This is a genomic window from Pseudonocardia asaccharolytica DSM 44247 = NBRC 16224, from assembly GCF_000423625.1.
In the GTDB taxonomy this organism is placed as follows: domain Bacteria; phylum Actinomycetota; class Actinomycetes; order Mycobacteriales; family Pseudonocardiaceae; genus Pseudonocardia; species Pseudonocardia asaccharolytica.
The window spans coordinates 41,662-66,899 of sequence record NZ_AUII01000002.1; the positions used below are offsets into that span (position 1 = coordinate 41,662).

Here is a 25,238-nt window from a genome sequence, read left to right on the forward strand (position 1 = left end):
AACGCCGTCAGTCGGCGTCGCGCTGAGCGCTCCCTGGGCTCATCATCCCGGCGATGCGCTCCAGGTCCTCCACCGAACCGAACTCCACGACGATCCGGCCCTTGCGCTGTCCCAGCTCCACCCGGACCCGGGTGTCGAACCGATCCGACAGCCGCTCCGCGAGTCGATCCGCCCCCGGCGCGTGCATCGGCTTGCGCCGGGCGGCCCGCGCCGGGGTCGGGGTCTCCCGGCGGGCGAGCAGCACGGCTTCCTCGGTGGCGCGCACGGACATTCCCTCGGCCACGATCCGCGCGGCCAGCTCCTCCTGCCTGCCCGGATCGTCCAGCCCGAGGAGTGCCCGGGCGTGCCCTGCGCTGAGCACGCCCGCCGCAACGCGTCGCTGCACCGCCACCGGCAGCTTGAGCAGCCGGATCATGTTGCTGACCACGGGCCGGCTGCGGCCGATCCGATCGGCCAGCTCGGTCTGCGTCACACCGAACTCGGCCAGCAATTGCTCGTAGGCCGCCGCCTCCTCCAGCGGATTGAGCTGGACCCGGTGGATGTTCTCCAGGAGCGCGTTGCGCAGCATTGCGTGGTCACCGGGGTCACGGACGATGGCCGGGATGCGCTCCAGACCCGCCCGCCGGGCCGCCCGCCACCGGCGCTCGCCCATGACGAGCTGGTAGCCGCCGCGATCGCGCTCCCGCACCACGATCGGCTGCAGCAGCCCGAACTCACGGATCGAGTGTTCCAGCTCGGCGAGCGATTCCTCGTCGAACGCCGTGCGCGGCTGCTGCGGGTTCGGTTCGATCGCGCGGACGTCGATCTCGCGGTACACCGCTCCGGCGATCGATCCGGCGGCCTCGGTTGCCGCGGTCGCAGCAGTCGACCACTCGGTGGCAACGACGGGCGCTCGGCCGGTGGGGACCGGGCCGTCCGAGGCCGATCCCGCGGACAACGGCCCGACAGCCGGACGATTGCCGAGCGCGGGCGCCGCGGCCGGCGGTCCCGTCGGGATGAGCGCCGCGAGCCCGCGACCAAGTCCGCCTTTGCGCTCGGCCACGTCTACCGCCCGTTCCGCTGCGGGCCATCCGGTGTCGGCCGCTCCATGAGTGCGCCCCGCGCCGCGATCTCGCGGGCCGCGTCGACGTAGCTCATCGCCCCGCGCGAACCCGGGTCGTACGCGAGGACGGTCTGGCCGTAGCCCGGCGCCTCCGAGACCTTGACGCTGCGCGGGATCACCGTTCGCAGGACCGTGCTGCCGAAGTGCTGGCGCACCTCGGAGGTCACCTGGTCGGCCAGCTTGGTGCGCCCGTCGTACATGGTGAGCAGGATGGTCGAGACGTGCAGCTGCGTGTTCAGGTGCGAGCGCACCAGATCGATATTGCTCAGCAGCTGCCCCAGCCCCTCCAGCGCGTAGTACTCGCACTGGATCGGGATCAACACCTCCTCGGCCGCCACCAGCGCGTTGACGGTGAGCAGGCCCAGGGAAGGCGGGCAGTCGACGAGGACGTAGTCCACACCGAGATCGTCGAGCATCGGTGGCTCGAGCGCCTGCCGGAGCCGCTGCTCGCGGGCGACCATACTGACGAGCTCGATCTCCGCGCCCGCCAGATCGATCGTCGCCGGGACGCACAGCAGGTTGGGGGACGCCGTGCTTGGGGCCACGGCGTCGACCAGGCCGATCTCGCCGAGCAGCACCTCGTAGATCGACGGCGTGCCGACGCGATGTTCGACGCCGAGCGCGGTGCTGGCGTTGCCCTGTGGGTCCAGGTCGAGCACGAGGACGCGAACGCCGTGCATCGCCAGCGCGGCGGCCAGGTTCACCGTGGTCGTGGTCTTGCCGACGCCGCCCTTCTGATTGGCGACGGTCATCAGCCGGCGGCGGGCGGGCCGGGGCATGGCGTGCCGGTCCGGATGGAGCACCCGCGCCGCGCGCGCGGCCTCCTCGGCGATCGGCGTCCAGGCCGGATCGGCGGCACCTCCGCTCGGTGTTTCACGTGAAACACCGGTCTCGTTGACGCTCTCCCGCCTGACGACGGGAGATTCCTGCTTCACCAACAGATGCCTCCTCGCTTCAGGAGCGAGGCGGTCTCACTCCGTCTCCACCGGCAGACACCGCCAGCCCGGCGGCCAGGATCACCTTTGCGGCGCTCACCTCGCGGCCATACCGGGCCGCGTCGTACTCCAGCGTCCGACGCAACTCCGACCACGACGCATCCGGCATGGCCGAGGCCACGCTGACCGGTCACGATCGACGTTCCTTCCTCCGGCTCGTCCGAGCGCGGGGTACACCGTGCCGGCCCGCCAGCCGCTCGACCAGCACCACCGTGGTCGGGGGTTCGATCAGGCCGACCCCGCACTGCACGATGCGCGGCTCACCGCCACCCGATTTCCGGACCCCAGCGACGTCCCGGGCCACCTCGTCGGCCACGGATGTCCCTTTGATCGCCGCCAGAATGCCCCCCGCACGCAACAGCGGGAGAGCCCATCCGGCCAGCCGGGCCATCGGCGCGACGGCGCGGGCGGTCACCACGTCAGCGCCCTCCCATTGCCGTCGTACTGCCTTCTCCTCGGCGCGGCCCCGCACAACCTGCACCGGAAGATCCAGGTCGGCGATGATCTCGTCGAGCCAGTCGACCCGTCGAGCGAGCGGCTCGATGAGAACGACGTGCAGATCCGGCCGGGCCAGTGCCAACGGTATCCCGGGCAGGCCGGCCCCCGAACCCACATCCACCAGGCGGGCGCCGGCCGGGACGACCTCTGCGACGACCGCGCAGTTGAGCAGGTGCCGGTCCCAGAGCCGGTCCGTCTCGCGCGGGCCGATCAGCCCGCGCTCGACCCCGCTCGTCGCCAGGTGGGCGGCATAACGCACCGCCGCCGGCAGCCGATCACCGAACACATCGGCGGCGGCTGCCGGCGGGTGTTTCACGTGAAACAGGTCCTCGGATGCGGGCCCGTTCGCGCCACCCGCCGTCCGCTCCGGCTCATCCACTGCGGAAGACCACGACCTGTCGCCGCGGCTCCTCGCCCTCGCTCTCGCTCGAAACGCCCTTGACCCCGGCGACCGCGTCGTGAACCACCTTGCGCTCGAACGGCGTCATCGGACGCAGCCGAACCGACTGACCCGTCTCCAGCACGTCCTTGGCCGTCCGGTGGCCGAGCTCGGTGAGCTCGTCCCGGCGGCCCTGCCGCCATCCGGCGATATCGAGCATCAGCCGGCTCCGGCTGCCGGAGACCTGCTGCACGGCGAGCCGGGTGAGCTCCTGCAGCGACTCCAGGACATTGCCCCGGTCGCCGACCAGCTTGTCCAGGTCGTTCCCGCCGTCGATGCTCACCACGGCCCGACCGGCCTCGACGTCGAGGTCGATGTCGCCGTCGTAGTCGAGCAGGTCGAGCAGTCGCTCCAGGTAGTCCCCGGCGATATCGCCCTCGCGGATCAGTTGCTCCTCCGGCGACGGCGATTTGGTCTCACCGGTCTCCACCGGCCCATCCGCTGCGATTTTGGGCACAGTACGTCTCCTCTCTGAAGATTCGGCGCGCTGGTGGTGGGTCCCATCGCACCACCAGCGCGCCGCGACCGGTCCCCGCAGAGACCGGTCTCAGGCTCAGGTCAGCGGCGCTTGCGCCCCTTGCGGACGGCCGGCGGCCGGGAGGTACCGCCTGCCGCGCGGCCGTTGCGGGCCGCGGAGCCGGTGCCTCCGCCACCCGCGGGCTTCGCGCTGTTGGGTCCCCGCGGTACGGGCTTCCCGCCCGGCTTCTTGGCCGGGGGAGCCGCCTCATCGTCGGTGCCGGAGTCGGCCTCGGAGTCACTCACGGAATCCTGGGCCGCCGCCTTCTGCTGCTCAGCGGCGGCGTCCCGGTTCGGCTTCTGCCCGGGACGTGGGGCACGCGACCGCCGGGCCGCGGTGGCCTCCTCGCGCTTCGCGGTCTCCTCCGCGTCGATCCTCCGATAGACCACGTACTGCTGGCCGAGGGTCCACAGGTTGTTGGCGACCCAGTAGAGCAGAACGGCCAGCGGCAGGAACGGCGCACCGACCACGACACCGATCGGGAAGATGTACAACATCAGCTTGTTCATGATGGCGGCCTGCGGGTTCGCCGCCTGCGCCTCGGTCTGGCGCGCCACGGAATGCCGGGCGGTGATGTGGGTGAAGATCCCCGCCGCGATCATCAGCGGGATCATCACGATCAGCATCTGCGGGATCGAGGTGCCGAGCCGAGCCAGCTCTTCGGACCCTTGGGTCACCCAGGCGCCGAGCTTGGCGCCGAACAGGCTCGCATCGTTGAACGACTCGACCTCGGACGCGCCGAACACGTAGTTCTCGGTCTTGCCCGGCTTGAACTCGCGAAGCACGTGGAACAGGCCGATGAACACCGGCACCTGGACGAGCACCGGCAGGCAGCCGCCGAGCGGGTTGACCCCGTGTTCGCGCTGCAGCTGCTGCATCTCGGCAGCCATCCGCTGCCGATCGTTGCCGTATTTCTTCTTGAGCTTCTGGATCTCCGGCTGGAACTCCTGCATCTTCCGCATCGAGCGGACCTGATGGACGAACGGCTTGTACAGCAGCGCCCGCAGGGTGAAGACCAGGAAGACCACCGACAGGGCCCAGGCGACCCCGCTCGCCTCGCCGAGCACGTACCCGAAGACCTTGTGCCAGAACCACATGATGGCCGAGACCGGGTAGTAGATGAAGTTCAGCACGGGGCTTGCTCCTTGTGGTTCTCGCCGTGGTCCTCGGCCGAGGGCGTAACGTCATCGCGGCGCGGCGGCACCGGATCGATACCGCCAGGGTGCCACGGCGCACAGCGGGCGAGTCGCCACAGGGTCAGCCAGGTGCCACGAAACACCCCGTGGACCTGCAGCGCCTCGATGGCGTATGCGCTGCACGTCGGGTAGAAGCGACACGTCGGTGGAAACGCGGGAGAGATCCAGCGCTGGTAGCCGCGAAGCAGAACGACCAGCGCCCGGCCGATCGGCGAGGGACGGCGGGTCCCGGCCGCGCTCACCGCGGGCCCCCGGCGGATTCGAGTCGGCGCAGCGCCGCCCGCAGGGCGCTGTCGAGGTCCTCACCGAGCTCGGCGGCCGATGCGGTCACGGCGGGCGGCAGCGCGCGCACGACGAGTCGCGCACCCGGAGGCAACGCGGGCAGCCGAGCCGTGACCAGATGCCGGAGCCGCCGTGTGACCCGGTGGCGCGTCACCGCGTTCCCGACGGCCCTGCTGACGACGAACCCGGCGCGGGGCGCCTCCGAACCCGTCACGTCGAGGTGCACGACCAGCCGTGATCTCCCGGCGCGCCGACCACGGCGCATCGTCGAGGTGAACTCGTCCCGACGGGTCAGCCGGGCGCCGGCCGGCAGCACGCCCGCGACCAGATCACGCCGAGAGCTTCTCGCGCCCCTTGCGGCGACGCGCGGCGATAATGGCGCGCCCGGCCCGGGTGCGCATCCGCAGCCGGAAACCGTGCGTGCGCGCCCGACGGCGGTTGTTCGGCTGAAATGTGCGCTTGCCCTTGCTCACGGTCGCTCTCCCGGTCGACGGCGACGGTACGGAGGCCGGCCGTCGGTAGCTGTGCGATAGGTCTGATCAGGTCGATCTGGTCGTGCCCACGGCCCGGCTCACGGCACGCGGAACGTGCCGGTCGGCGGACGCAGCGGAGGTCAGGGTACGCAGCCCCGTCAGAGAGGGTCAAACCGCCTCGGGCCACCATCAGCCCGACGGGTCTTGCATCGATCAGCCGCCTTGTGGCAACCGGCGGGGGTTGTTACCTTGCCACTTCCAAGTTCGGTCCGGGGGGACCGACACGCACCCGCTTCGACATTGCGCGCTGGGCCCGCGCGGCGCCCCGCCCCTGACCCATGCGTACCGTCTGCGCACAGGTGTGGATAACTCTGGGGATTGATGATGTCCTGTGCGCCCCCGCCCGGCGGCGGACGTGACGGCAAGGCAGCGAGATCGGAGGGGAGCGGACCGGTGGCCGACCAGCCAGCGGATCTGGGACGGGTCTGGGAGCGGGTCATCGCTGATCTGTCCGGCTCCTCTGCGGAGTCGGCCGCCCCGACCTTGTCCGCTCAGCAGCGGGCCTTTCTGCGACTGACCCGCCCGCTCGGCCTCCTCGATGGCACCGCGCTGCTCGCGGCGCCGAGCGAGTTCGCCAAGGACGCCATCGAGCGGATCCTGCGCAGGCCGATCAGCGACGCCCTCGGCCGGCACCTCGGCGTGGCCATCAACCTGGCGGTCGTCGTCGATGCCTCGGCGGCCTCCGGTGGCTCCGACGTACCCGACCCGCCGGAGCGCATGGCGCCGCCTCGGATGTCGCCGGCCGGCGAGACCTACCCCATCTACACCCGCGCGCCGGGTGCCGAGTTCGGCCCGGTCGACCCGATGCCGTTCCCGGAGGGCCAGACTGATGGCGTCCCCGTGCCCGTGGACAACGGCAACCACCCGACCCCCGACACCGAACGGCAGCCACCCGGGGCATGGCCTGCGTACTCTCCGCCACCGCCCGACGGTCAGGTCACCCCGCGATCCCAGACCCGGCTGAACGAGAAGTACACGTTCGACACCTTCGTCATCGGGGCCTCGAACCGCTTCAGCCACGCCGCCGCGGTCGCGGTCGCCGAGGCGCCGGCGCGGGCTTACAACCCGCTGTTCATCTGGGGTGACTCCGGGCTCGGCAAGACCCATCTGCTGCATGCGGTCGGCCACTACACCCAGCGTCTGTTCCCCGGGATGCGGGTGCGATACGTCTCCACCGAGGAGTTCACGAACGACTTCATCAACTCGCTGCGCGACGACCGCAAGGTGGCGTTCCAACGCCGCTACCGGGACATCGACGTGCTGCTGGTCGATGACATCCAGTTCCTGGAGGGCAAGGAAGGAACCCAGGAGGAGTTCTTCCACACCTTCAACACCCTGCACAACGCGAACAAGCAGATCGTCGTGTCCTCGGACCGGCCGCCCAAGCGGCTGGAGACCCTGGAGGACCGCATGCGCACCCGGTTCGAGTGGGGCCTCATCACCGATATCCAGCCGCCCGAGCTCGAGACCCGCATCGCGATCCTGCGCAAGAAGGCGGCGCAGGACCGGCTGGCCGTGCCCGGCGACGTTCTGGAGTTCATCGCGGAGCGCATCGAGCGCAACATCCGCGAGCTGGAGGGGGCGCTGATCCGGGTCACCGCGTTCGCCTCGCTGAACCGCCAGCCCGTCGACACCCAGCTCGCCGAGATCGTGCTGCGCGACCTCATCCCGGACTCCGCGGCGTCGGAGATCACCGCACCGACGATCATGGCGGTGACCGCCGACTTCTTCGGCGTGACCATGGACGAGCTGTGCGGGCCGGGGAAGACGAAGGCGCTCGCCCAGGCCCGACAGATCGCGATGTACCTGTGTCGGGAGCTCACCGATCTGTCGTTGCCCCGAATCGGGCAGACCTTCGGCGGCCGCGACCACACCACCGTCATGCACGCCGACAAGAAGATCCGCAACGAGATCTCGCTTCGCCGCAAGACCTTCGAGCAGGTGCAGGAGCTCACCGCGCGGATCAAGCAGCGATCCCGGTACTGACGACAGCTCCACCCGGTTCCGCCCACCGCGCCGCCGCCGTCTCCCGAGGATTCGCGGCGCACCGCCGCTCACGGCGAGGCCGACCGCTCGTCGCGCGCCGGCCCTCGCTGGGCCCGCGACGCAGGCGATCCGCATGACCGAACCGCTCGCCCTCCGTCCATCTCCTGGGTGGTGCGGGTTTCCCCGCGGTCGCCGTGATCCGGTGACCGGTCGCGCTGTGTGGACGAACGACCACAGTTCACCCACATCTGTGGACAACTCTGTGGATCGTTGGCGCCCCGGCGGTGGATCGTTGGGGCCCGACCCGTGGACAACCTCGTCTCAGGACGGGGATAGATCGGGAGACAGCCGTGGATCGAGCTCCTCCATCCACTACCGGCCGGAGTTACCCACCGCCGATCCCACCTTCCATCCACATCTCGACACGCCATCTGAACTGCGCAGATGCCGGATATCCACACTATGCACAGGACCTACTACTACTGCTGGAGATCTCTTCAAGAGGAACTACCGAAAAAACAACCCGGTGGATGGCTGGCGCGGTCGACCAGTACCGCGGTCGACCGGAGCCGGTTGCGGCCCGAGGTGACACCCGGTCGCGCGAGGCTCTACGGTGAACCGGCCGACCTGGTCCACGCCGGGTGCTTCCCACCCCGGCTCGTGTGGCCGGAGGAAGCACCCGTGTGTCCACGCCATTCGGTTGCAACCAGTGACCGCCGGTGAAAGGTCCGTCATGAAGTTCCGGGTCGAACGCGACGTTCTGGCCGATGCTGCCGCGTGGGTGGCCCGCAGCCTGCCTGCCCGCCCGCCGGTACCGGTGCTGGGCGGGGTCCTCATCGAGGCCCGGAACGAGCCCACCGCCGAGACGCTGACGGTCTCCGGGTTCGACTACGAGACCTCCGCCCGCGTCGAGCTCGATGCCACGGTTGGTGATCCGGGCCGCGTGCTGGTCTCCGGACGGCTACTGGCCGACATCACCCGCGCCCTGCCCGCGAAGCCGGTGGATCTGGTCGTCGACGGCGCCCGAGCCACGATCAACTGTGGGAACAGCCGCTTCAGCCTGCCGACGATGCCGGTGGAGGACTACCCCCAGCTGCCGGCGATGCCGCAGCGAGCGGGCTCGGTCCCGGCCGACGAGCTGGCCGCCGCGGTCGCCCAGGTCGCGGTGGCCGCGGGTCGCGATGACACGCTGCCCATGCTCACCGGCGTCCGGCTGGAGATCGAGGGCCCGCGGCTGACCCTCGCGGCGACCGACCGGTTCCGGCTCGCTGTCCGCGAGCTCGACTGGCAGCCCGAGGACCAGGATCTCTCCACCGCGGTGCTGATCCCCGCGCGCACCCTCGCCGAGGTCGCCAAGACCCTCGCGGGCTCGGGAACAGTGGAGATCGCGCTGTCCGCGGGGGACGGCATGCTCGGAATGACCGGCAGTGGCCGGCGGGCCACCACCCGGCTGCTCGACGCCGAGTTCCCGCGCTTCCGCCAGCTCATTCCGACCGAGCACACCACGGCCGCGGAACTGGAGGTCGCGCCGCTCGTCGAGGCGATCAAGCGGGTGTCGCTCGTCGCGGACCGGGTGGCCCAGATCCGGATGGAGTTCGGTGCGGACGGGCTGCGGCTCGCGGCAGGCGGCGATGACGTCGGCAGCGCCGAGGAGGAGCTGCCCTGCGTCCTCGACGGCGCGCCGCTGACGATCGCCTTCAACCCCGGCTATCTGCTCGACGCGCTAGGCGCCCTGCACACCGAGCGCGCACAGGTCACCTTCACCACGCCGAACCGCCCGGCGCTGGTGCGACCGGTGCCGTCCCCGGCCACCGAGGACGCTGCCGAGGAGGCTGCCGGAGAGGCGTCCGTGCCGGAGGATGGCGCCACGGCGGGGTACCTGCACCTGCTGATGCCGGTGCGCCTGCCGGGCTGATACGAACACCTCGATAGCCTCGACGGGGCGGTTGCTTGGTCGACAGGGGGCGTCTCGTGCAACTGGGACTGATCGGTCTGGGCCGGATGGGCGGCAACATGCGTGACCGGCTGCGGGCGGCCGGTCACGAGGTCGTCGGGTACGACCCGCGCCCGGAGGTGACCGATGTCGGATCGGTCGCCGAACTCGCCGCGACGCTCGCGGCACCCCGCGTGGTGTGGGTGATGGTGCCCTCGGGCGAGCCGACCCGCAGCACCGTGCGTTCGCTCGCCGACGTCCTGGAGCCCGGGGACCTGGTCATCGAGGGCGGTAACTCGCGCTATACCGATGACGCGCCGAACGCCGCGCAGCTCGAGGCGCGCGGCATCGGCTATATCGACGTCGGGGTGTCGGGCGGGATCTGGGGCCGCGACCACGGGTACGGGCTGATGGCCGGGGGTGCGCCCGAGCACATCGAACGGGCGATGCCGATCTTCGACGCGCTGCGCCCCGAGGGGCCGCGGGAGGAGGGTTTCGCCCACGCCGGCCCGGTCGGTGCCGGGCATTTCGCCAAGATGGTGCACAACGGCATCGAGTACGGCCTGATGCAGGCCTACGCCGAGGGCTTCGAGCTGCTCTCGGCGACCGAGCTGGTCACCGATGTGCCGGCCGTGCTGCAGGCGTGGTCGCGCGGCACCGTGGTGCGGTCCTGGCTGCTGGACCTGCTGGTCCGCGCCCTGCACGACGATCCGGGCCTGGCCTCGCTCGACGACTACGTCGAGGACTCGGGCGAGGGCCGCTGGACGCTGCAGGAGGCGATCACGCACGCCGTACCGCTGCCGGTGATCTCCGCCGCGCTGTTCGCCCGGTTCGCCTCCCGCCAGGACTCCTCCCCCGCCCTGCGCGCGGTCGCCGCCCTGCGCCGGCAGTTCGGCGGCCACGCCGTCAAACACGCCACGGGTCCGACCGGCACGCCGGGCCACCTCGCGGGCCCCAGCTCCGCAGGGGACTGACCACGACGTGCATCTGCGTCGTCTCGAGGTCGCGGACTTCCGTTCCTGGGAACGCGCCGAGCTGGAGCTCGAGCCCGGGGTCACCGTCCTGCTGGGACCCAACGGTGCCGGGAAGACCAACCTCGTCGAGGCGATCGGCTACCTGGCGACGCTCGGCTCGCACCGGGTGGCCACCGACGCTCCGTTGATCCGCCGCGGCGCGCCGCGGGCCATCGTGCGCGGGCTGGTGGTGAACCGAGGCCGGGAGCTGAGCGTCGAGGTGGAGATCACCGCGGGGAAGGCCAACCGGGCCCGGGTCAACCGTGCACCGGTGAGCCGTCCGCGTGACGCGCTGGGCGTACTGCGCAGCGTGTTGTTCGCGCCGGAGGATCTGGTCCTGGTGCGCGGGGAACCCGGGGAGCGCCGCCGGTTCCTCGACGACCTGCTCGTCGCGCGGCACCCCCGGTTCGCCGCGGTCCGCACCGACTACGAACGGGTGCTCAAGCAGCGCTCGGCGCTGCTCAAGACCGCGCGTGCGGCCGGCGACCTGCGCACGCTCGATGTCTGGGACGGGCATCTGGCACGGCACGGGGCGGCGCTGCTGGCCGGGCGGCTCGAGCTGGTCGCCGATTTGGCGCCGCTGGCCGCGGAGGCGTTCGTCGAGGTGGCACCGACCTCGGATCCGGTGACGTTGCGCTACCGGTCGAGCCTGGACAGCGAGCTGTGCCTCGATCCCCGGCAGCTCGAGGCGTTGCTGGGAGAGGCCCTCGTCCGGATGCGTCGCCAGGAGGTCGAGCGCGGGGTCTGCCTGGTGGGGCCGCACCGCGACGATCTGGACCTGCGGCTCGGCGAGGGCCCGGCCAAGGGCTATGCCAGTCACGGGGAGTCGTGGGCCTTGGCGCTGGCCCTGCGCCTGGCGTCCTACCGGCTGCTGCAGCGGGATGATGTCGAACCGGTGCTCATTCTCGATGATGTGTTCGCCGAGCTCGATACCCGGCGGCGGCGGGCGCTCGCGGCAGTGGCCGCCCGCGCCGAGCAGGTGATCATCACGGCAGCCGTCGCGGAGGACGTTCCGGCGGACCTGGCCGGAGCCCGTTTTACGATGAGCGGCGGCGCGATGGCCCGCATGGACGGTGAGCCGGCAGATGCCGAACAGTCAAACGCCTCCTGACGAGGGACGGAACATCGGAGACCGGGAAACGAGGATGATCACGGGACTCTGTGGACAAGGTTGTGGATACTGTGGATAACTCGGCCTCGGCTGGTGATGGTCGGCGCCTGCGACCGTCTGACGACGGCGAAATACCGCCGATCGTGCGAGAGCTCCCCCAAGTTGTCCCCAACCCTGTGGATAAGACTGGGATGACCATTCAGCGCGATGCCGATGCGCGCTCCGCGGACGCTCCGCGCGGTGCCGACCTTGCGCGGGAGGCTCTGCGGGCCGCCCGCGAGGCGGCCGCCCAGCGTGCGGCCGGACCCGGGGGACGCAAGCGCTCGGTGGTCGGGCGCGGTCGCCGCCGCCGCCGTTGGTCCGGCCCGGGCCCGGACGACCGCGACCCACAGCCGTTCGGCCGGTTGATCTCCCGGGTGTCGATGGACCGCGGTTGGTCGCCGCGACTGACCGACGCGACCGTGCTCGGTCGCTGGCCGCAGCTGGTCGGCCCCGATATCGCCGACCACTGCACACCGATCGCGCTGCGGGACGCCGAGCTCACCCTGCAGGCGGAATCGACGGCCTGGGCCACCCAGCTGCGTACCCTGCAACGCCAGCTCCTGGCTCGGCTGGCCGCCGCCGTCGGTCCGGACGTGGTCCGCCGGATCCGGGTGGTGGGCCCGACCGGCCCGAGCTGGCGGCATGGTCCTCGCCACATCCGCGGTCGCGGCCCGCGCGACACCTACGGCTGACCAGGACGTATGCCCGATGGGCGGGCGCCGAACCGGCCACGGGCGGACGTTGGGAATCCTTCGCTGCACCTGGTCGGCGCGGGACGGCGCACTCAGGACGGCATGACAGCGCGTCAGGCGACCGATACCTCTGTCCCGGCCCTCGCGACCCGCCTGGGTCGTCGTTCGCCGCCCTGTGACGTTCCTAGAGGTGTCCTAGACGCCGTTTTGTCGGCGTGGGCCAGTAGAATCGAGAGTGTGTTCCGGGTGGGCCCCGATCCACCCGGGTGATAGCCCGTGTCACTCGCGCATCCACGCGTGGGCGGAGCGGCTCGTGGGACGAGGAGATTCGAAGGCCCGTGGTTGCGGAGAAGAAGAACGCCTACAGCGCATCGTCGATCACTGTGCTCGAAGGCCTGGAGGCGGTCCGCAAGCGCCCCGGCATGTACATCGGGTCCACGGGCGAGCGGGGTCTGCACCACCTGATCTGGGAGGTCGTCGACAACGCGGTCGACGAGGCGATGGCGGGCTACGCCAGCAAGGTCGAGGTGACCCTGCAGGACGACGGCGGGGTCCGGGTCTCTGACGACGGCCGCGGCATCCCGGTCGACCCGCATCCGGTGGAGCGGGTGCCCGCGGTCGAGCTCGTGCTCACCCGGCTGCACGCGGGCGGCAAGTTCGACGACAAGTCCTACGCGGTGTCCGGCGGCCTGCACGGCGTCGGCGTCTCGGTGGTCAACGCCCTCTCGGTCGCCCTCGACGTCGAGATCCACAGCGCGGGCAAGGTCTGGCGCCAGCGCTACGACCGGTCCCGGCCGGGGCCGCTGCGCAAGGGCGAGGACACGGCGCGCAGCGGTACGTCGATCACCTTCTGGGCCGATCCGGACGTCTTCGAGACGACGTTCTACAACCTCGAGACGATCTCCCGGCGGCTGCAGGAGATGGCGTTCCTCAACAAGGGGCTCACCATCGTGCTGCGCGACGAGCGCAACGGACACAGCGACGAGCAGGCCGAGCCGGACGCCGAGGGCTACGTCGCGAAGATCAAGGAGACCACCTTCCACTACCCGGGTGGTCTCGAGGACTTCGTCGCGCATATCAACCGGAGCAAGGACCCGATCCACAAGAAGCTCGTGGCATTCCAGGCCGCCACCGAGAACCACCAGGTCGAGGTGGCGATGCAGTGGAACTCGGGCTACACCGAGTCGGTCTACACCTTCGCGAACACGATCAACACCCATGAGGGCGGCACCCACGAGGAGGGTTTCCGCGCGGCGCTGACCAGCACGGTCAACCGCTATGCGCGGGACAAGAAACTCCTGAAGGACAAGGACCCGGCGCTGTCCGGTGACGACATCCGGGAGGGACTGGCCGCGATCGTGTCGGTCAAGGTCAAGGAGCCGCAGTTCGAGGGCCAGACCAAGACGAAGCTGGGCAACACCGAGGTCAAGTCGTTCGTGCAGCGGGTCAGCAACGAGTGGCTGGCCGACTGGCTCGAGCGCAACCCCACCGAGGCCAAGACCATCGTCAACAAGGCGGTGTCCTCGGCGCAGGCCCGGATCGCCGCGCGCAAGGCCCGCGAACTGGTCCGGCGCAAGAGCGCCGGCGACATCGGCGGCCTGCCCGGCAAGCTGGCCGACTGCCGCTCCTCCGACCCGAGCCGCTCGGAGGTCTACATCGTCGAGGGCGACTCGGCGGGCGGCTCGGCCAAGTCCGGGCGCGACTCGATGTTCCAGGCGATCCTGCCGATCCGCGGAAAGATCATCAACGTCGAGAAGGCCCGGATCGACCGCGTTCTCAAGAACACCGAGGTCCAGGCGATCATCACGGCGCTGGGCACCGGCATTCACGACGAGTTCGACATCTCCAAGCTGCGCTACCACAAGATCGTCCTGATGGCCGACGCCGACGTCGACGGCCAGCACATCCGCACGCTGTTGCTCACCCTGCTGTTCCGGTTCATGCGCCCGCTGGTCGAACAGGGCCACGTCTTCCTCGCGCAGCCGCCGCTCTACAAGATCAAGTGGGCCGGTCGAGGGGCCGAGCCGGAGTTCGCCTACTCCGACCGCGAGCGCGACGGCCTGATCGAGGCCGGCCGTGCCGCGGGCAAGAAGCTGCCCAAGGACGAGGGCGTGCAGCGATACAAGGGCCTGGGCGAGATGAACGCCAAGGAGCTGTGGGAGACCACGATGGACCCGGCTCACCGGGTGCTGTTGCAGGTCACGCTCGACGACGCCGCCACCGCCGACGAGCTGTTCTCGATCCTCATGGGCGAGGACGTGGAGTCGCGCCGGTCGTTCATCACCCGCAACGCGAAGGACGTGCGGTTCCTGGACGTCTAGCCGGACCTCGAATCCGCAGGGACGTACCGCCCGCACGAACAAGAGAAGGATTTCATGACCGAGCCTGTGAGGTCTTCGTTCACCGCAGGACCGCCGGCCGCGGCGGCGACGAGCGCGGTGAGGAGCTGACGTGACCGACACCCTGGACCCCAGCGTTCCGCCGCCCCCCGGCGGTGGCGACCGGATCGAACCGGTCGACATCCAGCAGGAGATGCAGCGCTCCTACATCGACTACGCGATGAGCGTGATCGTCGGCCGCGCGCTGCCGCTCGTCGAGGACGGGCTCAAGCCGGTGCACCGGCGCGTCCTGTACTCGATGGGGGAGAACGGGTTCCGGCCCGAGCGCTCCTATGTCAAATGCGCCCGCGTCGTCGGCGAGGTGATGGGTAACTACCACCCGCACGGCGACTCCTCGATCTATGACGCGCTCGTCCGGCTCGCCCAGCCGTGGTCGATGCGGTACCCGTTGATCGACGGCCAGGGCAACTTCGGCTCCCGCGGCAACGACCCGGCCGCCGCGATGAGGTACACCGAATGCCGGCTTTCGCCGCTGGCGATGGCGATGCTGCAGGACATCGAGGAAGACACCGTCGACCTCCTCGACAACTACGACGGCAAGACCACCGAGCCGGTCGTTCTGCCCTCGCGGGTGCCGAACCTGCTGATCAACGGCAGCGCCGGCATCGCGGTCGGGATGGCGACCAACATCCCGCCGCACAACTTGCGCGAGGTCGGGGCCGGCGTGGCGTGGGCGCTGGAACACCCGGAGGCCTCCGACGAGGAGCTCCTCGCCGCGCTGATGAGGCTGATCAAGGGCCCGGACTTCCCGACCGCCGGACTGATCGTCGGCCGCGACGGCATCGAACAGGCCTACCGCACCGGCCGCGGCTCGGTGCGGATGCGCGCGGTGGTCGAGGTCGAGGAGGACGCCAAGGGGCGCACCGTCCTGGTCGTCACCGAGCTGCCGTACCAGGTCAACCCGGACAATCTCATCGAGTCGATCGCCGGGATGATCCGCGACGGCAAGCTCGCCGGGATCTCCGAGATCAACGACGAGTCGTCCGACCGGGTCGGCCTGCGGATCGTGTTCACGCTCAAGCGTGACGCGGTGGCCAAGGTCGTGCTGAACAACCTCTACAGGCACACCCAGCTGCAGTACAGCTTCGGCGTCAACATGCTGGCGATCGTCGACGGCGTGCCGCGCACGTTGCGGCTCGACCAGGTCGTGCGCAACTACGTGCGCCACCAGATCGAGGTCATCGTCCGGCGCACCCGGCACCGGCTGGGCAAGGCCGAGGAGCGGGCCCATATTCTGCGCGGCCTGGTCAAGGCGCTCGACGCGCTCGACGAGGTCATCGCGCTGATCCGGGCGTCGCAGACGGTCGATGTCGCGCGCCAGGGCCTGATCGACCTGCTCGATATCGACGAGGCGCAGGCCCAGGCCATCCTGGACATGCAGCTGCGCAGGCTCGCCGCCCTGGAACGTCAGAAGATCATCGATGAGCTGGCCGAGATCGAGCGCAGGATCGCCGACCTGCAGGACATCCTCGCCCGGCCCGAGCGGCAACGTCAGATCGTCCGCGACGAGCTGGCCGCGATCGTCGAGACGCACGGCGACGACCGCCGGACCCAGCTGGTCGCCGACGACGGTGACGTCAGCAACGAGGATCTCATCGCCGTCGAGGACGTGGTCGTCACGATCACCCAGACCGGCTACGCCAAGCGCACCAAGACCGATCTGTACCGGGCGCAGAAGCGCGGCGGCAAGGGTGTGCAGGGTGCGACGCTGAAGCAGGACGACATCGTCGCCCACTTCTTCGTCTGCTCCACCCACGACTGGATCCTGTTCTTCACCAACAAGGGCCGGGTGTACCGGCTCAAGGCCTATGAGCTGCCGGAGGCCAACCGCAGCGCTCGCGGGCAGCATGTGGCGAACCTGCTCGCGCTGCAGCCCGACGAGCACATCGCGCAGGTCATGCAGATCAAGGACTACGATGCGGTGCCGTATCTGGTGCTGGCCACCCGGACCGGCTTGGTGAAGAAGTCGAAGCTGACCGACTTCGACTCCGCCCGTACCGGCGGCCTGATCGGTATCAACCTGCGCGACGACGACGAGCTGGTCGGCGCGGTGCTCTGCTCGGCCGATGACGACCTGCTGCTCGTCTCGGCGGAGGGCCAGTCGATCCGGTTCACCGCGACCGACGAGGCGCTGCGCCCGATGGGCCGGGCCACCTCCGGTGTTCTCGGTATGCGGTTCAACGACGGCGACCAGCTGCTGTCCATCGGTGTTGTTCGGCCCGGCACGTTCGTGCTGGTCGCCACCGCCGGTGGGTACGCGAAACGGACCCCGATCGAGGATTACCCGGTCCAGGGCCGTGGCGGGAAGGGCGTGCTGACCCTCCAATACGACCGTCGGCGTGGCACGCTGGTCGGCGCACTCATCGTCTCCGTGGACGACGAGCTGTACGCGATCACCTCGACCGGAGGGGTGATCCGGACATCGGCCCGCGAAGTGCGCAAGGCCGGTCGGCAGACGAAGGGGGTCCGGCTGATGAACCTCAGCGAGGGAGCCACGCTGCTGGCGGTCGCGCGCAACGCCGAGGACGATGCGGATGCGGACGACCAGAGTTGATCGGCTTGCTGAGCCGATCAACGCGCCGAGCATCGAGGAGAACTCGCCCTCGTGAGCGACACGAACAGCAGCGACGAGGAACCCGACGGCGGGCGGTTGGCAACGGGGGGTCAGCCCGCCGGTAAGGCCGGTGCCGACGGCCCCTCGAAGAGTGAGAAGACCGAAGGGACGGTGCCCGAGCAGACGAAGCCGGACGAGGCCGAACCTCCCGTCTCCCCGGCCGCCGAGGGTACGTCTGACGAGGCCAAGCCGTCGCCGGGTGCCGCTTCCAACAGCGACCGTGCAGACGGTGCCGGGCCTGCGCCAACCGCGGCCGCGAGCTCGGGCTCGGGCAATGGTCGTTCCGATGGTGCCGGGCCGGTTTCGCCGGGATCGGACGATCCGGCCGGGGGGCGGCGGCCCACGCCGGCCCCGCGGCAGGCCGCCGCCCCCCATGCGACGCCCCCGCCCACCCGCGCCGGCGCCGACTCGAAGCCGGCACCGCCCCCCGGTCCGGCCGCCGAGGCGCCGCCGCCGTGGCGGCGGATACCGGGTGAAGACATCAGCGAGCCTCCGACGGTCGTGCACAGCAGGCCGGTGGCGGGCGGATTGCTCGACGCACCGACGGCGTTCATCGATCGCCCCACCGAGGTGCTGACGGCACCGGACCATGCGGGCGGCGCCGAGGGCGGGCACGACGGTTCCGGTGCCGAGGCCAACGGCAGCGTGTCGACGGTGCGAACGTCCCGCGGCCGTCCGCCCCGCCAGGCCGCCCTGCAACTCAAGCGCCTCGACCCGTGGTCGGTGCTCAAGCTCGCCGGGGTGCTGGCCGTGGTGCTGTTCTTCATCTGGCTGGTCGCGGTGGGCGTGCTCTACGGAATCCTCGACGGGATGGGCGTGTGGGACCGCCTCAACGGCACCTACGCCGACCTGGTGTCAGGGGAGACCCACAGCGGCAGCACGCTGATCAGCGCCGGCCCGGTCTTCGGTTTCGCCGCGGTGGTCGGTGCGATCAACAGTCTGTTGTTCGCCGTCGCGCTGACGATCGGGGCGTTCGTCTACAACGTCTCGGCCGATCTCGTCGGAGGCATCGAGGTCACCCTCTCGGAGCGCGATTGACCGGTCGTGGGCTCCGCACCGGCCGAGGCGCGAACCCGGAGCCGGTGCGGGGCGCCGCGACGGGTTGATGTAAGGTCGGTCCCACGTACGGGCCCATAGCTCAGTTGGTTAGAGCGCGTCGCTGATAACGACGAGGTCGCTGGTTCAAATCCAGCTGGGCCCACTCCCCCGCGGTGCCGGTCACAGAGACCCTCTTGAGGACGTGATCTCATGAAGAAGTTCTTCGCTCTCGCGGCTGTGGCCGGTGCGGTTTTCCTGGTCGTCACCAGGCTGCGTGCCCGCCAGGAGACCGATCTCTGGCACGAGGCCACCAGCCGCTGACGAGCGCCGCGTCGCTGGGCGGGTAACGTCTCCGCTCAGCACGGGGACGTAGCTCAATTGGCAGAGCACCGCCTTTGCAAGGCGGGGGTTAGGGGTTCGATTCCCCTCGTCTCCACGACACTGACCAGGCATAACGAGGACGTTTCCGATCGGTAGTCGATCAATGACTGCGGTGCTGACGGCGAGTATGATCGCGCCGTGTCGCCGAAGGACTCGAAGTCGCGCGCGTGGCTCCATCCGGCGGCGCGGCAACTCGTTCCAGGTCGCCGTCTATGTCGGACTAGATCCGCTCACAGAACGTCGGCTCTACCTGACCGAGTCGACGACGACCGAGGCGGAAACACGACGGGTCCTGCGCCGGCTCGCCCTCGACCCGGCCACGGTCGAGGTTCTGGTCGAGCACCGCGGCCGTTACGAGGCGTTCTACCGGGGCATCACGACGTCGCCACACCCCACACGAGGACATTGTCGGCGGCTCCGGTGGCGGGGTTGCGATAATCGGTGCAGGTGATGAGGGCGATCGCCGGCACGGGTTGGGGTGCCCAGATCTGGACGGGGAAGTCCTCGAAGGTCTTCGGGAAGGTGACGGTGGCGCGCACCTGGTAGTACCGTCTGCGACCACTTCTCAAGCACGGGCTGATCCAGGAAGATCAACAACCGGGTCCGGAGCCTGCGCCGGGCGATCGGTGCAATCAGCGAGCAGGCGCCCCGGCTCGGCGCCCACCTCGAGAAGTCGGTCCCGCACCGGCCGACACTGCATCTACCTGCCGGAGCCGCCCAGCGCCCTGACCTGGACGGTGGAGCTCGACCGCCCAGAGGCTCCCTGACCCCTCCCGCGAGGCGAGTGGAACGAATCGTTCCGTCGCGTTGAACGCCTCCCGGGTGTGGGGAGCGGATCGGACGAGGGTCGGCGAGCACGCCCGTGCGGGGTCAGCCATGTCGCCGTGGTGACGGGCGACCTCGACGGCTACCGCCGGTTCTACAATGACGTCATCGGCCTCCGGACGAACATGGTCCTCGGCGCCGGGGCCGGCCACGGCCGCCAGGCGGTGCTCGACGCCGGCGAGGTCATGCAGGAAGTCTGACCCGCGAGGGTCGGAATCCCCCGGCTTCAGTCGTGGGGAGGAAGTCAACACGTCGATGTTCGAACGCGGACGGCTCGACCACCTGGGCTTCACCGTCCCCGACGAGGCCGTGCTCGACGCGCTCGACATGCAGGGCCCCTACGTCCTGGCCGCCCACTCCTTCGCCGGCAACATCGCCCGCGTCTTCGCCGGCGAGCACGCCGCCGGCGTCAAGGGCATCGTGTTCGTCGACGTGCTCTCCCCCGAGCTCCGGGCCCAGATGACGCCGGAGGAGTGGCGAACGTGGGTCGGCGCCGACAACCGCACGCCGGCGCAGATCGCGGCCTACCCAGACCTGGAGCGGTACGACTTCGACGCCAGCCTCGACCAGGTGGAGCAGGTGGAGGCGGCCGATCCGCTGGGCCCGATGCCGGTCGTCGTGCTGACGGCCAGCGTGAAGTTCGCCGAGCTGGTGCCCAAGTACCTCGACGAGGGCCTGCTGCCCCCGGACGTCCCCCGCAACTTCGGCGAGGTGATCGACCGGACCAACACCGCCGCCCAGGCCGAGCTCGCCGGATACTTCCCCGGGTCGATGCGGATCACCGACACCGGCGCGGGGCACAACATCATGATCGACAACGCCCCCGTGGTCATCCAGGCGATCGAGGACGTCCTCGCCGCCGTCCGGGCCGGCCGCACCACGCTCACCGGCGGCTGACGACCACATCGCCCTGGCTCTGGAGGTCGACGGGCGGACCCTGTCCTGGAGTGCAGTGGCATCGGGAGCCCGACGGTGATCCTGCAGTCCGGCTACGGGAACTCCGGCGACGTGTGGAGCCTCACCGACACGACGTCTCCGGCGGTGTTCCCCGCCCTCGCGGAGACCAACCGGGTCTGCACCTACGACCGGCCCGGATCGATGATCACCACGACGAACGCGAGCGGGGCCCCGACCCTCGCTGAGACGGCCCGCCGGGGCCGCAGCGACTCGGCGCCCATGCCCCGTGATCCCGCCGATGTGGTGACCGAGCTCCACGACCTGCTCGCCGCTGACGTGCCGGGGCCCCACGTGCTCGGTCGGAGAGGGTGCGGGTGAACAGCCTCGACCCGAGCCTGGTGGCCGGCTACAAGCTCGAGCCCTATGACCTCGGCACCCTGTTCACCGAGGCCGAGGTCGATGCGATCAACGCCGCGCAGTGGGAGGGCCAGGCGCAGTGGGCGGCCAGCGTGCCCGGCGCCGAGGTGATCACCGTCCCCGACACCACCCACTACGGCCAGAACCAGCGTCCCGACGCCGTCGTCGAGGCGATCCGCCAGGCGATCGCCCGCAGCTGACCGGGCACCGACCGCACGACCGCGGGGCCCGACGGAGGAGAGCCTGACCATGCCCACCCCCACCGCACCGGATCCGACCCCACCGACCCAGGAAGATTGCGTAGAGCCGCTAAAGCACGGGTCGATGAAGTCGCGCTTGGCTTGACTGCCGCGCAGCCCATTTCGATCGACGTTCGTCGACACCGCCGGGCTGTCGGCATACCCGGCTGAACCCTGCGCTGGCCGGGTGAAACGGGATCCTTCGATCGGCCCCTTCCCGTCCCCGCTCGCGCCTCCCACGCTGAGAGCCATGGAGGCTCGTCCGGTCGTGGACGTCCCGGTGACAGGCCACGCGTGCAGCGACGATGTCACCGTCGGTCGAGACCGGGAGCTGGCCGTGCTGCACAGTGTGTTCGACGCTGTCAGTGCTGGCCGACCGACCATTGTGCTGCTCACCGGAGAGGCCGGGATCGGCAAGACCCGCCTCGCCGACGAGGCGGCGCTGATGGCAAGGAGCCGGCGGATGCGGGTACTGCGCGGCGAAGCGGACACCTCGACGCGCCAACCCATGGAGCTGTGGCGGGGGGTGTACCGCTCGCTCCACCTCGTTCCAGCCAGTGATCCGATACTGTCGGCGGCGGAGCGCCGGTGGGAGCATCTCGAGTCGCTGGTCGAAGCGCTGATCTCGGCCGCGCCGGCAGTGGTGGTCCTCGAAGACCTGCACTGGGCGGATGCGATGGCGGTCTGGTTGCTCGAGCATCTGCCGCGGGCGCTGGACGGCGCGCGAGTGGCATTCGTGGCGACGAGCCGGAATGCAGAGCCGGACATGCCGCGCCTCGACACGCTGCGCCGGGTCTCGCGGATGATGCCGCTCGCTGGGCTCGGCGTCGATGCAGTGCGCCAGCTCGCCGCCGCGGAAGCGCCGGGGTCAGTCGACGCCGCTGGCCTCCACGCCCGGACCGGTGGCAATCCCCTGTTCGTCAAGGAGCTCGTGCGCTCTCCCGACGGCAGCGGGGTCATCGGCGAAGTTCTCCAGCGGTCCCTCGACCGGTTCGACACCGAGAACGCAGCGGTGCTGGCGACCGCCGCGGTCGCCGGTGCAGGCGCCCCGCTGTCCGTGCTCGCCCTTGCATGCTCGTGCACGACGGACGTGGTGGTCGAACGCCTCGAGCCGGCAGTCCGCGAGGGCGTGCTCGACGACGTTTCACCGGCAGGCGTCCGTTTCCATCACGCGCTGCTCGCCGAGGCGGCCGAACGGCTCGGCGATCCACGGGAGCTGCACGACCGGCTGGCGGCGGCGTGGACCGTGGTCGATGGTGTCGACGGGCGGGCAGCGGCGGCAGGGCACCGGCTGCGGGCCGCCGTCGGCACGTCGGCGGTTGCCGGCAGCGTCGAAAAGGCGTGCGCGGTCGCTGCTGAGCTGGTCGCCCTCGGCCAGCAGGCGCGCGCCGCTGCTCTGTTGTGGGATGCCCACGAGGCCGCAACGGGATACGTGGAGCCATGCGCGCTGCGGGCGAATGTGGCCCTTGACCTGGCGGAAGTCCTGAGCTGGCTCGGCGACCTCGACCCGGCGTTGTCCCTGTACCAGGAGGCGGCGCTGCTGGCCCGCGAGTGCGAGGACCCCGTCACCCGGGCCAAAGCCGAGGTCGGCGCCAACCTGTGGGCGACGGCGTTCGTACCCGACCTTCCTCGCATGCGCCGGTTGGAGGAAGCGCTCGACAGACTTCCTCCCGAGGAGCTCCACCTCCGGGCGAGGCTGCTGGGACGCCTCACGATCGTCGGCGGCGCCGACGTCGATGCCACCGAGCGGGTGTGGGCGTGGGCCGATGAAGCGGTCGCCGTGGCCCGGGCCACTGGCGATCCCGTCCTCATCGCCCAATCGCTGCTCGACCGGACGATGTCCTCGACGAGCCGATCGGCACTGGACGCCAGCATCGTCGCGGCGGACGAGGTCGTCCGCCGCGCCGAGCACGCTGGTCGGTCCGACCTCGCGGTCTACGGTCATCAGCGCCGCGCCGGCTACTACCTCAACCGCGGCGACATAGGCGCTGCCAGCCAGGCCCTGGGGCGAGCCGAGGTGCTGGCCGCGCTGCTGCCTTCCCCGGGGTGGCGCCAGAGCACGTTGCTCCAGCGCACCACGCTCCTCGCGCTGAGCGGCAGTCGCTCGGCCGCGGCCGCGGCGATGTACGAGGCGGTGCGCGTCGGAACCGGGCACATCGAACAGGTGGTCGTGCTCGGGTGCGAGGCGCTGCACCAGCTGATGCTGTTCGACCTGTACGGTCACCCGGACCCGCGGGCTCAAGAGATCCACCGGATCACGATGGAGATGCTCGACGCCGTGCCGTCGCCGGTGTTCCAGGTGCAGAAGGGGTTCGGCGCGCAGTTGTTCGGCGACGAGTCGAGCTTGCACGAGGTGCTTCACCGCTTCGGGTCTGCGCCCGACCAACTGCTGCGGTCGATGACCGGCGACCACCTGCTGCGCGTCTTCGGCGACACGGTTGCCCGAGCCGGCGCCACGACTTACGCCGGGCCCGTGTACCAAGCGCTGCTTCCGTATGCCGGGCTGCTCAACGTCGGCGGCGGCCACAGCGCCGGACTGCCCGTCGACGACGTGCTCGGGCGCCTGGCCGCACTTGACGGTGATGTTGTCGCCGCGGTCCGCCACGCACGCGACGCCGTGACCCTCGCCCGCTCGATGTCGTCACCGCCGCTGCTGGTGCACTGCCTCGATCACCTCGCCGACGCCGTCGAGCGCGCCGGGGACAGCACTGCGGAGCTGGACGTCGAAGTGCTGCGTGCTGAGGCCGACACCCTCGCCTCTGCCATCGACATCCAGCGGCCCGGCCGGGCTGTGCCGGCCGGGGTCAGCGATACGTCGGCCTCGGCCAGCATTCGTCGCGACGGACCGATGTGGGTGCTCGCTTCGCCCCTGGGTACCGCCCGGCTGCCCAACAGCATTGGCCTGCGGCAACTGGCGCGGCTGCTGCGGACGCCACGGGAGGAGGTGACCGCCGTCGAGCTGGGCGGACGCACGGACACGCCGGTCGCCGCCGATCTCGGGCCCGCCCTTGACGCCGACGCCAAGCGCGCATACCGGCGGCGGTTGCTCGTGCTGCAGGGCGAGGTCGATGACGCCGAGACCGCGGGCGACTCCGTTCGCGCTGAGCACGCCCACGTGGAGATGGAGGCGCTGCTGCGGGAACTGAAGCGAGCGGTTGGCCTGGGCGGTCGGGACCGGCCCTCCGGATCGGATGTCGAGCGTGCGCGGATCAACGTGGTACGCAGCCTGCGGCGGACCATCGCCGCCATCGCCCAGCAGGCACCGTTGCTCGGCGCCCATCTCGAGGCGTCGGTGCGGACGGGCGGGCACTGCATCTACCTTCCGGAGCCCGGCTCGGCGTTGTCGTGGACGGTGCCGGCCGACACGAACCAGGTCGCGGCTTCGACGGGTCCCTGACCAGGGCGGAACGAATCGTTCCACCCTGGTGAACGCCTACTGGGTGTGAGCCTCGAACCGGGCGGTCCGGTGATGAGCAGGCCTCGCGGTCTCAGCCACGTCGCTGTCGTGACTGCCGATCTCGACGGTTTCCGCTCGTTCTACGAGAACACCATCGGACTGCAGACGACGATGGTGTTCGGCGCCGGTCCAGGACACTGCCGCCAGGCCGTCCTCACAGCCGGCGACGCAATGCTCCACGTGTTCGAGGTAGCGGGCTACCACCCGACCACCTACGGGTTCTCCAACGCGATGTTCGAACGCGGCCGGCTCGACCATCTGGGATTCACGGTTCCCGATCTGGCGGCACTCACCGCGATCCGCGATCGGTTGCTGGTGGTCGATGCCTCGAGCGGAGATATCCATCAGCTGGGACCGATGCTCTCCGTCCGATTCGTCGATCCCGACGGGTTGGAGAGTGAGATCAACTGCTTCAACCCGGATTTCGATCCATCGACGCTGCGTGCCGGAGACGAGATCGTCGATCCCACCTGGCTCGACCGAGTCAGGTGGGCCCTGCACACCCCACCTGATCTCCCACCGCACAGCGCACCCCGCCCGGCCGCGGATCGCCGGAAGTCCACCCCGAAGGGGAACGACCGATGACCAGCAACACCACCAGACGGTCCCGCCGCATGGGCATCGCTCGCTGG

At 70.2% G+C, this 25,238-nt stretch carries 24 protein-coding genes and 2 tRNA genes; 17 read left to right on the top strand and 9 right to left on the bottom strand.

The window, feature by feature from the left end; genetic code table 11:
* Nucleotides 1–7: 7 nt before the first annotated feature.
* The 8 genes from G567_RS0102270 to rpmH form a co-directional block, all read right to left on the bottom strand.
* Nucleotides 8–1,042 (bottom strand): ParB/RepB/Spo0J family partition protein, encoded by a 1,035-nt coding sequence (locus G567_RS0102270; protein ID WP_028928689.1) that lies wholly within the window; start codon nt 1,040–1,042, stop codon nt 8–10.
* A gap of 2 nt (nt 1,043–1,044) precedes the next feature.
* On the bottom strand, nt 1,045–1,935 hold the full coding sequence (locus G567_RS26330) for a ParA family protein (protein ID WP_051232229.1): 891 nt from the start codon (nt 1,933–1,935) through the stop codon (nt 1,045–1,047).
* Between the two features lie 292 nt (nt 1,936–2,227).
* Complete coding sequence (rsmG, locus tag G567_RS0102280) at nt 2,228–2,911, bottom strand: 16S rRNA (guanine(527)-N(7))-methyltransferase RsmG (RefSeq protein WP_028928690.1); 684 nt, start codon at nt 2,909–2,911, stop codon at nt 2,228–2,230.
* A gap of 55 nt (nt 2,912–2,966) precedes the next feature.
* Complete coding sequence (locus G567_RS0102285; protein WP_245585525.1) at nt 2,967–3,482, bottom strand: Jag family protein; 516 nt, start codon at nt 3,480–3,482, stop codon at nt 2,967–2,969.
* A gap of 110 nt (nt 3,483–3,592) precedes the next feature.
* Nucleotides 3,593–4,684, bottom strand: coding sequence for a membrane protein insertase YidC (yidC, locus tag G567_RS0102290; protein ID WP_028928692.1), 1,092 nt, complete (start codon nt 4,682–4,684; stop codon nt 3,593–3,595).
* Nucleotides 4,678–4,989, bottom strand: a complete 312-nt coding sequence (gene yidD / locus G567_RS26335) for a membrane protein insertion efficiency factor YidD (RefSeq protein ID WP_037055541.1) — start codon at nt 4,987–4,989, stop codon at nt 4,678–4,680. The genes yidC and yidD overlap by 7 nt, the downstream gene beginning before the upstream one ends.
* Entirely contained in the window at nt 4,986–5,345 is a 360-nt protein-coding gene (gene rnpA / locus G567_RS0102300; RefSeq protein WP_028928693.1) for a ribonuclease P protein component, read from the bottom strand. Before rnpA ends, yidD begins: the two co-directional genes overlap by 4 nt.
* A 13-nt stretch (nt 5,346–5,358) precedes the next feature.
* Nucleotides 5,359–5,502: a 50S ribosomal protein L34 gene (gene rpmH, locus G567_RS32705; protein ID WP_084795756.1), complete on the bottom strand. Its 144-nt coding sequence runs from the start codon at nt 5,500–5,502 to the stop codon at nt 5,359–5,361.
* A 453-nt stretch (nt 5,503–5,955) separates the two neighbouring features.
* Between rpmH and dnaA the strand changes: the two genes are divergently transcribed.
* From dnaA to G567_RS0102355, 11 genes are all read left to right on the top strand, one after another.
* A complete protein-coding gene (gene dnaA / locus G567_RS0102305; RefSeq protein WP_028928694.1) occupies nt 5,956–7,548 on the top strand; it encodes a chromosomal replication initiator protein DnaA in 1,593 nt (530 codons plus the stop codon).
* A 733-nt stretch (nt 7,549–8,281) separates the two neighbouring features.
* Nucleotides 8,282–9,463 (top strand): DNA polymerase III subunit beta, encoded by a 1,182-nt coding sequence (dnaN, locus tag G567_RS0102310; RefSeq protein ID WP_028928695.1) that lies wholly within the window; start codon nt 8,282–8,284, stop codon nt 9,461–9,463.
* A 56-nt stretch (nt 9,464–9,519) separates the two neighbouring features.
* On the top strand, nt 9,520–10,455 hold the full coding sequence (gene gnd, locus G567_RS26340; RefSeq protein ID WP_084795758.1) for a phosphogluconate dehydrogenase (NAD(+)-dependent, decarboxylating): 936 nt from the start codon (nt 9,520–9,522) through the stop codon (nt 10,453–10,455).
* A 7-nt stretch (nt 10,456–10,462) separates the two neighbouring features.
* Complete coding sequence (gene recF, locus G567_RS0102320; protein ID WP_028928696.1) at nt 10,463–11,605, top strand: DNA replication/repair protein RecF; 1,143 nt, start codon at nt 10,463–10,465, stop codon at nt 11,603–11,605.
* A gap of 191 nt (nt 11,606–11,796) precedes the next feature.
* On the top strand, nt 11,797–12,339 hold the full coding sequence (locus G567_RS0102325) for a DciA family protein (protein WP_028928697.1): 543 nt from the start codon (nt 11,797–11,799) through the stop codon (nt 12,337–12,339).
* Between the two features lie 338 nt (nt 12,340–12,677).
* A complete protein-coding gene (gene gyrB / locus G567_RS0102330) occupies nt 12,678–14,660 on the top strand; it encodes a DNA topoisomerase (ATP-hydrolyzing) subunit B (RefSeq protein WP_028928698.1) in 1,983 nt (660 codons plus the stop codon).
* 130 nt (nt 14,661–14,790) lie between these two features.
* Nucleotides 14,791–17,292 carry a DNA gyrase subunit A gene (gyrA, locus tag G567_RS0102335; RefSeq protein ID WP_028928699.1) on the top strand — a complete coding sequence of 834 codons (2,502 nt, stop codon included), beginning with the start codon at nt 14,791–14,793 and terminating at the stop codon, nt 17,290–17,292.
* 51 nt (nt 17,293–17,343) lie between these two features.
* Nucleotides 17,344–18,390 (top strand): DUF3566 domain-containing protein, encoded by a 1,047-nt coding sequence (locus G567_RS36795; protein ID WP_051232123.1) that lies wholly within the window; start codon nt 17,344–17,346, stop codon nt 18,388–18,390.
* 89 nt (nt 18,391–18,479) lie between these two features.
* A tRNA-Ile gene (locus tag G567_RS0102345) sits at nt 18,480–18,553 on the top strand.
* A gap of 47 nt (nt 18,554–18,600) precedes the next feature.
* A complete protein-coding gene (locus G567_RS35320) occupies nt 18,601–18,711 on the top strand; it encodes a DLW-39 family protein (protein ID WP_211223826.1) in 111 nt (36 codons plus the stop codon).
* A 42-nt stretch (nt 18,712–18,753) separates the two neighbouring features.
* Nucleotides 18,754–18,826 (top strand) — tRNA-Ala (locus G567_RS0102355).
* A gap of 319 nt (nt 18,827–19,145) precedes the next feature.
* Here G567_RS0102355 and G567_RS33810 read toward each other — a convergent pair.
* Nucleotides 19,146–19,310, bottom strand: coding sequence for a hypothetical protein (locus G567_RS33810; protein WP_154667117.1), 165 nt, complete (start codon nt 19,308–19,310; stop codon nt 19,146–19,148).
* A gap of 345 nt (nt 19,311–19,655) precedes the next feature.
* Here G567_RS33810 and G567_RS26350 point away from each other — a divergent pair, with 345 nt between their 5' ends.
* The 6 genes from G567_RS26350 to G567_RS26360 all read left to right on the top strand — a co-directional run bounded on the left by G567_RS26350 (nt 19,656) and on the right by G567_RS26360 (nt 25,191).
* On the top strand, nt 19,656–19,796 hold the full coding sequence (locus G567_RS26350) for a hypothetical protein (RefSeq protein WP_154667118.1): 141 nt from the start codon (nt 19,656–19,658) through the stop codon (nt 19,794–19,796).
* A gap of 55 nt (nt 19,797–19,851) precedes the next feature.
* Nucleotides 19,852–20,493, top strand: a complete 642-nt coding sequence (locus tag G567_RS26355; RefSeq protein WP_051232125.1) for an alpha/beta fold hydrolase — start codon at nt 19,852–19,854, stop codon at nt 20,491–20,493.
* Between the two features lie 75 nt (nt 20,494–20,568).
* Nucleotides 20,569–20,871, top strand: a complete 303-nt coding sequence (locus G567_RS0102375) for an alpha/beta fold hydrolase (protein ID WP_028928701.1) — start codon at nt 20,569–20,571, stop codon at nt 20,869–20,871.
* Nucleotides 20,868–21,110 (top strand): alpha/beta fold hydrolase, encoded by a 243-nt coding sequence (locus tag G567_RS0102380; protein ID WP_147201299.1) that lies wholly within the window; start codon nt 20,868–20,870, stop codon nt 21,108–21,110. Before G567_RS0102375 ends, G567_RS0102380 begins: the two co-directional genes overlap by 4 nt.
* Nucleotides 21,111–21,399: 289 nt before the next feature.
* Nucleotides 21,400–24,546 (top strand): AAA family ATPase, encoded by a 3,147-nt coding sequence (locus tag G567_RS0102385; protein ID WP_028928703.1) that lies wholly within the window; start codon nt 21,400–21,402, stop codon nt 24,544–24,546.
* A 72-nt stretch (nt 24,547–24,618) separates the two neighbouring features.
* Nucleotides 24,619–25,191 carry a VOC family protein gene (locus tag G567_RS26360; RefSeq protein ID WP_147200882.1) on the top strand — a complete coding sequence of 191 codons (573 nt, stop codon included), beginning with the start codon at nt 24,619–24,621 and terminating at the stop codon, nt 25,189–25,191.
* Nucleotides 25,192–25,238: the final 47 nt, after the last annotated feature.

What these genes read in the sequence shown, in the direction of transcription:
- dnaN (WP_028928695.1), top strand. Translation starts at nt 8,282, where the DNA reads ATGAAGTTCCGGGTCGAACGCGACGTTCTGGCCGATGCTGCCGCGTGG.
- G567_RS0102325 (WP_028928697.1), top strand. Translation starts at nt 11,797, where the DNA reads ATGACCATTCAGCGCGATGCCGATGCGCGCTCCGCGGACGCTCCGCGC.
- G567_RS35320 (WP_211223826.1), top strand. Translation starts at nt 18,601, where the DNA reads ATGAAGAAGTTCTTCGCTCTCGCGGCTGTGGCCGGTGCGGTTTTCCTG.
- G567_RS26355 (WP_051232125.1), top strand. Translation starts at nt 19,852, where the DNA reads ATGTTCGAACGCGGACGGCTCGACCACCTGGGCTTCACCGTCCCCGAC.
- G567_RS0102385 (WP_028928703.1), top strand. Translation starts at nt 21,400, where the DNA reads ATGGAGGCTCGTCCGGTCGTGGACGTCCCGGTGACAGGCCACGCGTGC.
- G567_RS26360 (WP_147200882.1), top strand. Translation starts at nt 24,619, where the DNA reads ATGAGCAGGCCTCGCGGTCTCAGCCACGTCGCTGTCGTGACTGCCGAT.